Below are 5,773 nucleotides of genomic sequence, written 5' to 3'. Positions count from 1 at the left end.
CCTTGGGGCCGGATTCTGACGCAAACCTCTTGATCACCGGGAAGAGGGGTGGGGGTTAGAGGTCTAGGAGGAGGGTTTGGGGGCCTATGTTGAGGCTTTCCACCAGCATGTGGGCTCGGAAGCGGCCCGTTTCGACCTTGGCGCCTCGTTCGCGTAGGGCGTCGACCACCGCTGTCACCAGGGGTTCGGCGACCTCGGCGGGGGCTGCCGCCGTCCAGCTTGGACGGCGGCCCTTGCGGGCGTCGCCGTAGAGGGTGAACTGGCTGACCAGCAGGATCGGCGCGCCGGTGTCGGCGGCGGACCGTTCACCGTCCAGGATGCGCAGCTCGTGCACCTTGCGCGCCATCGTCTGAGCGGTCTCCGCGCTGTCGGTGTGGGTCACTCCGAGCAGCACCAGCAGGCCGTTCTCGATCGCGCCGACCACCTCACCGTCGACGGTCACGCTGGCCCGCCCGACGGTCTGCACCACCGCCCGCATCAGCGCGCCACCGCGCACAGCACCGGGATCACGCGGTCACCGGTTCGATGAAGCCGCGCTCCACCAGGTGCGCGACGATCGGGCCGGCGGCCTCGGCCATCTCCGCGGGTTCGACGTCGTGGGCCGCCGCGAGCAGGGCGAGCTGGTCGCGCAGCGGCAGCCGGCCGTCGGCCCCACCGACCAGTGCCAGCACCAGCGGGTCGATCTCCTCGGTCCAGCGCAGGCCGTGCGGCATCGCGAGCACCTGCCGGTCCACCGCCCAGCCCTCGTCGCCCATGGTGGCCTCCTGACGCAGCTGGAGGCCGTCGGTGGCCCGGTAGCGCTCGGCGAGCAGCGCTTCGGTGTCGCGTACCCGCAGGAAGTCCTGGCGGTCGAACCAGGCGCCGATCTGGTCGCCCAGCGGCGGCTGGACCCGCTGACGCAGGTCCTCCACGCGGACCACCGGGTCGGCGTGCCCACCCTGGCGCAGAGACACGATGCCGAAGCCGATCGCCTCGATCTTGTGCGCGTCGAACCAGTCCAGCCAGACGGCCGCCCGCTGCGGGTCGGCGCCCTCGCCGACGTCGGTGAGCCACAGGTCGACGTACGCCATCGGGTCGGCCACCTCGCGCTGGATCACCCAGGCGTCCAGGCCGGTGCCGGCGAACCAGCCGGCCACCCGCTCGTCCCACTCCTCGCCGGCGACGTGCACCCAGTTCGCCAGGTACTGCATGGTGCCGCCCTCGGTGAGCAGGCCGGGGGCGGCGGAGGCCAGTTCGGCGGCGATCGCGTCACCCACCCGGCCCGAGTCGCGGTAGACGTGCGTGGTGGTGCCCGGACCGACCACGAACGGTGGGTTGCTCACCACCAGGTCGAAGCGACGGCCGGCCACCGGGGCGACCAGGTCACCTCGAAGCAGCTCCCAGTCCTGGCCGTTGAGAGCGGCGGTGGTCGCGGCGAAGCGCAGAGCCCGCTCGGAGAGGTCCGTGGCGGTCACCGTGTCGGCGTGGGTGGCCAGGTGCAGGGCCTGGACGCCGGAGCCGGTGCCCAGGTCCAGCGCGCTGCCCACCCGCCGGCGCACGGTCGCGCCGACCAGGGTCTGGGTGGCGCCGCCGATGCCCAGCACGTGCTCGGCGTGCAGCGGACGACCCGGCCGGGCGCTGGCCGGCACGTCGGCGAGCACCCACCAGTCGTCGCCGTACGGCTCCAGGTCGACGCCGGCACGCAGACCGCCGCCGTACCGCTCGACCAGCCCGCCCGCCAGCGCCTCCGCAAGGCTGAGCGGCGCCAGCGCGGCAGCCACCGCGGCCTCCGGCTCGGTCTGGTCGCAGATGAACACCCGGATCAGGGTGCCGAGCGGGTCGCCGTCCTCGGTGGCGCGCAGCGCGGCCCGGTAGTCGTTGCGGGAGACCGCAGCGGTGGCCTGCGCGCCCAGCCGCTCGGCGATGCCGTGGCTGGTGAACCCCGTTCGGGTCAGCGCGGTCCGCAGCGCGTCGACGCCGGCGGGGGAGAGCAGCATGTCGTGTTCGTCCACGCCCTCATCCTGCCTTTCGCCCCGCCCCGCGTCGGCAGCACCCGCCGGACGACTGCCGGAGCGTCGGTGTCCGCCCGAATCGGCGCGCCAGGCAAGATGGCAGGTATGACGCTCGTGCTGCCCATCGATCCGGAGGCCAACCGGCTGCTGGAGCGCAGTCCGCTGGCCCTGCTCATCGGCATGACCCTGGACCAGAGCCTGCCCTGCCCATAGGAAGTGACTCGTTCCTGTCAGGCTGGCAGAAGCTCATGCTCCTGGAGCCGGGCTGCGGCCACCCGTACGTGCTTGTCGGTGAACATGCGTGCCTTGCGCAGACTCCAAGACGCCACTCGATCGGCCAATTCGGCCGGTTCGGCTGTCGGAGGCGCCTGAATAGAGGCGAAGTGCACCGTGGCGAGTAGTTCGAGACTGTAAGGCGTTTCGAAGCTGTCGACCAGCTCAAGCAGCTCGTTGACGCGGCGGACGATCTCATCTTCGCCTCGTAGCGCAGTTTCGGCTGCCTCAACGCTCTGCGGAAGGGGGTTGATCGGCGCGAACTGAGTGACCGGTGCAGACCGGTCCCCTATGCCTGACAGGTAGTGGCCTTCAAGGCTGTCCAGCACGTGGCCAAGGGTCGGCGCGTAGGGCCCGTAGGTTCCCCGGTTGAACGCCAACTTCAGCGGTGTGCCTAGAACCTGGAGGAAGTAGGCGAGCTTCTGGATCTCCAACTCGCTGATCCCCTCCCGAACCTCCTGAAGCCGAGCACGGTCGAGATATCGGGCGATGGCGATCAGTAGTACGGCGCGGAGGGGGGTCAGGGCGGGGACTGGCGTTGCGTTCGGCATGGCGGCAGGCGCTGGAGCTCCTTCCGGAGCGAAGACCACGACGCGTACGTTAGGCATACGAGCGGCTGCCTGCTCAATCAACGGACGAACGTCGCTCCACCGCAAACCACCGTTGCCGCAGCCTAGGGCGGGTATGGCGACGGAAGTGATACCTCGCTCGTTGACCACTTCTACCAGCGAGCGGAGGCCAGCAGCGATGTCCTCTAGATGCGACCTGCCCCGCCAGTGTCCCTTGGTTGGAAAGTTCAAGATGTATCGCCGGTGGCCGAGTATGGCGTTGTCGAACGTCCAGACCTCGCCCAAGCGAACCTCACCCCTTGCGCAGGCAGCTCGGTAGGCGCGGAAGTTTGCCGGGAATGCCCGTTTGAACTGCAGAGCGATGCCCTTGCCCATTACACCCACCGTGTTGACCGTGTTGACGAGAGCGTCGACCTCAGCGGTGAGCAGGTTGCCGTGGCCATCTTCGATCATGCTTCTCACCTCCTTCCGTACCCGTAGTACCACTTGGGCCTGACGATAACGCGCTCCGTGAGTGGATGCCCTGCTAGGAGCGCCAGCGCCCGCGACCGGTGATGATCATCGTGAACACCAACCCACTTGATCAGCCGCGTATCCAACTCCTGATGAACGAGGAATTCCGCCTGTCGCCTGCGTTGGCGGTCCATGTCTTCGGCGGTGTTGTTCCATCGCTCGGCTGTCATGAGCGGCCAGTCGACCATCTCGTTCAGCGCCCGGAGGTCGGCCGTGAACTCCGTGGTAGCGGTGGCGGCGTTGCCGTCGGTCCCGACCCATCCTGATGCGCCATCGACCGCAGATCCGACGGTAGTCAAGAGGTAGACCAGCGGCCGATCGCCCCCGGGATAGCAATTCGGCTTGCTGTCCCGGTGATCGCAGGCGATTCGGTACATCATGGGCGATCTGGGAGCAAAGTAGAACGGGACGTAGTCACCCACCTGTCCACCTGGCCCGGCGAGCACTGGTCGTCGTCGGCGAGACTCCTTGATTGCCCGGTCGCCGACCTCGGTGCGGGTCAGACCCTCGCGTGCAGTGATGTCGCACGCGACCCGGCCTGAACTGAAGATTGCTTCGATGTTGTCCACGTGCGTGAAGTGATAGATCCATCGGTCTCTCACGCTGACCCCGTCAGACACGTCGAGCCGTCACTTGGTTCGCCATCATGGCAGCTCGACTCCTGCGCGTCTGTTCACACCAGCCCGCAGACCCTATCGAACCTCGTTCCGATTGCTACCTACCCAACCGGCAGTACCGATCGGGTGCGGCATCATCAGAGCATGGCGCTGTCTCTTCCCATCGATCCGGAGGCCAACCGGCTGCTGGAGCGCAGTCCGCTGGCCCTGCTCATCGGCATGACCCTGGATCAGCAGGTGCCGATGGAGAAGGCGTTCTCCTCGCCGTACGTGCTCGCCCAGCGCCTCGGCCACGACCTGGACGCGGCGGAGCTGGCCGGCTACGACCCGCAAGCCCTGGTCGCGCTCTTCGCCCAGCCGCCCGCGCTGCACCGGTTTCCCAAGGCGATGGCGGCCCGGGTGCAGGAGGTCTGCCAGGTGCTCGTGGAACGCTACGACGGTGACGCGGCGCTGCTCTGGGCCGACGTCGCCGACGGGCCGGAGCTGCTGCGGCGGGTCGCCGGGCTGCCCGGCTTCGGCAAGCAGAAGGCGCAGATCTTCGTGGCCCTGCTCGGCAAGCGGTTCGGGGTGACCCCGCAGGACTGGCGGGAGGCGGCCGGTGGGTACGGCGATCCCGGCGCGTACCGGTCGGTGGCGGACGTCACCGACGCCGATTCGCTGCGCCGGGTGCGGGAGTACAAGCAGCAGATGAAGGCGGCGGCGAAGGCTGCGGGGGGCTGACGCTCAGGCGGCGGTCGGGTGGGCCAGCGACGCCAGCGCCCGCCGGACGTCGGCGAGGGAGACGGTGGCGGAGTCGTCCAGGTCGGCCAGGCCGGCCTCGATCCACTGCCGCATCAGGGTGGTGACCCCGATGCCCCGGGCGTCGGCGGCGGTGCGGACCCGCTCGTAGGTCTCCAGCGGCAGCCGCACCGATCGGCTCACCATCGGCACGTCGGTGTCGGGGGTGGGCAGGTCCACCGCCGGGCTGTCGTCGATCAGGTCGGCGAGCCGGTCGTCGCCGCTGTGGAACTGCTTGGTCGCGTCGTTACGGTGCATCGTCACGGCCTCCTCATCGGCGATCTCTCCGCACGGCCTCGTCGTAGCGCTTCGACTCGACGTCGCTCAGCTCGCGGGCGGAGAGGATGTCCCAGTCGTTGTCGGTGCCGTCGGCCTCGGCGAGCAGCACCGCCAGGCGGCGGCCCCGCCGGGCGGCGGCGTAGACCACCATCACGTCGTCGCCCAGGTGGCGGATGACCCGCCGAGGGCTGTGCAGCGCCTCCCAGACTTCCCCGGGAGTGACGTCGTAGACCCTCAGGTTGGCCAACGCCTCATCGGTGAAGCTGAACCTGCTGCCCACATCGCGCAGCGTACCACGCGCGTAACACGTACCGGGCTGGGTCAATTTTCGCTGATCACGCTTCGGTGGTGACAGGATGGGGCGTAATCCCTTCGAGGAGGTCCATGGTGAAGCGTCAGGCGTACCAGCCGATACTGATCACCGATGCCTCGCGCAGCCAGAATGATCAGCTCACCAGCCGTCAACGCCGCTACGTCCTCATGATGGGCATCCGGGTGGCCTGCATCATCGCGGGCGCGATCCTGGTCGGCGCGAACGCCCCACTGCTCTGGGTCTGGCTGCCGCTGTGCGCCCTCGGCATGGTGCTCATTCCGTGGCTGGCCGTGCTGCTGGCCAACGACCGGCCGCCGAAGGAGGAGCACCGGCTGGCCAATCGGTTCCATCCCCGGCGGCAGGACGAGGCGCCGCCGATGAGTCTCACCGCCGACGAGCGCCCGCACAAGGTCATCGACGTCGAGCCCTGACCCGCGAGCG

At 68.9% G+C, this 5,773-nt stretch carries 8 protein-coding genes; 2 read left to right on the top strand and 6 right to left on the bottom strand.

The features are described from left to right. Positions 1–55: 55 nt before the first annotated feature. The 4 genes from dtd to AB0J68_RS25345 form a co-directional block, all read right to left on the bottom strand. Positions 56–478, bottom strand: coding sequence for a D-aminoacyl-tRNA deacylase (gene dtd / locus AB0J68_RS25360; RefSeq protein WP_363940663.1), 423 nt, complete (start codon positions 476–478; stop codon positions 56–58). A gap of 28 nt (positions 479–506) precedes the next feature. Further along, complete coding sequence (locus tag AB0J68_RS25355) at positions 507–1,991, bottom strand: methyltransferase (RefSeq protein ID WP_363940662.1); 1,485 nt, start codon at positions 1,989–1,991, stop codon at positions 507–509. A gap of 230 nt (positions 1,992–2,221) precedes the next feature. After that, entirely contained in the window at positions 2,222–3,286 is a 1,065-nt protein-coding gene (locus tag AB0J68_RS25350) for a macro domain-containing protein (protein WP_354861186.1), read from the bottom strand. 5 nt (positions 3,287–3,291) lie between these two features. Then, complete coding sequence (locus AB0J68_RS25345) at positions 3,292–3,948, bottom strand: DUF4433 domain-containing protein (RefSeq protein ID WP_354861185.1); 657 nt, start codon at positions 3,946–3,948, stop codon at positions 3,292–3,294. A gap of 159 nt (positions 3,949–4,107) precedes the next feature. Here AB0J68_RS25345 and AB0J68_RS25340 point away from each other — a divergent pair, with 159 nt between their 5' ends. Then, on the top strand, positions 4,108–4,683 hold the full coding sequence (locus AB0J68_RS25340) for an HhH-GPD-type base excision DNA repair protein (RefSeq protein ID WP_354861183.1): 576 nt from the start codon (positions 4,108–4,110) through the stop codon (positions 4,681–4,683). A gap of 3 nt (positions 4,684–4,686) precedes the next feature. On the opposite strand, the gene AB0J68_RS25335 is transcribed toward AB0J68_RS25340, so the two are convergent. After that, entirely contained in the window at positions 4,687–4,998 is a 312-nt protein-coding gene (locus AB0J68_RS25335) for a hypothetical protein (RefSeq protein WP_354861218.1), read from the bottom strand. Positions 4,999–5,011: 13 nt separating this feature from the next. Then, a complete protein-coding gene (locus tag AB0J68_RS25330) occupies positions 5,012–5,299 on the bottom strand; it encodes a hypothetical protein (protein WP_354861181.1) in 288 nt (95 codons plus the stop codon). A 104-nt stretch (positions 5,300–5,403) separates the two neighbouring features. Here AB0J68_RS25330 and AB0J68_RS25325 point away from each other — a divergent pair, with 104 nt between their 5' ends. Beyond that, positions 5,404–5,763: a DUF3099 domain-containing protein gene (locus AB0J68_RS25325; protein WP_354861180.1), complete on the top strand. Its 360-nt coding sequence runs from the start codon at positions 5,404–5,406 to the stop codon at positions 5,761–5,763. Positions 5,764–5,773 lie beyond the last annotated feature (10 nt).

The organism is Micromonospora sp. NPDC049580 (assembly GCF_040675595.1).
Lineage (GTDB): Bacteria > Actinomycetota > Actinomycetes > Mycobacteriales > Micromonosporaceae > Micromonospora.
This window is presented reverse-complemented; position numbering and strand designations above follow the sequence as displayed.

Coding starts and splice junctions, on each gene's coding strand:
- dtd (WP_363940663.1), bottom strand. CDS start 478: ATGCGGGCGGTGGTGCAGACCGTCGGGCGGGCCAGCGTGACCGTCGAC.
- AB0J68_RS25335 (WP_354861218.1), bottom strand. CDS start 4,998: ATGCACCGTAACGACGCGACCAAGCAGTTCCACAGCGGCGACGACCGG.
- AB0J68_RS25325 (WP_354861180.1), top strand. CDS start 5,404: ATGGTGAAGCGTCAGGCGTACCAGCCGATACTGATCACCGATGCCTCG.
- AB0J68_RS25340 (WP_354861183.1), top strand. CDS start 4,108: ATGGCGCTGTCTCTTCCCATCGATCCGGAGGCCAACCGGCTGCTGGAG.
- AB0J68_RS25350 (WP_354861186.1), bottom strand. CDS start 3,286: ATGATCGAAGATGGCCACGGCAACCTGCTCACCGCTGAGGTCGACGCT.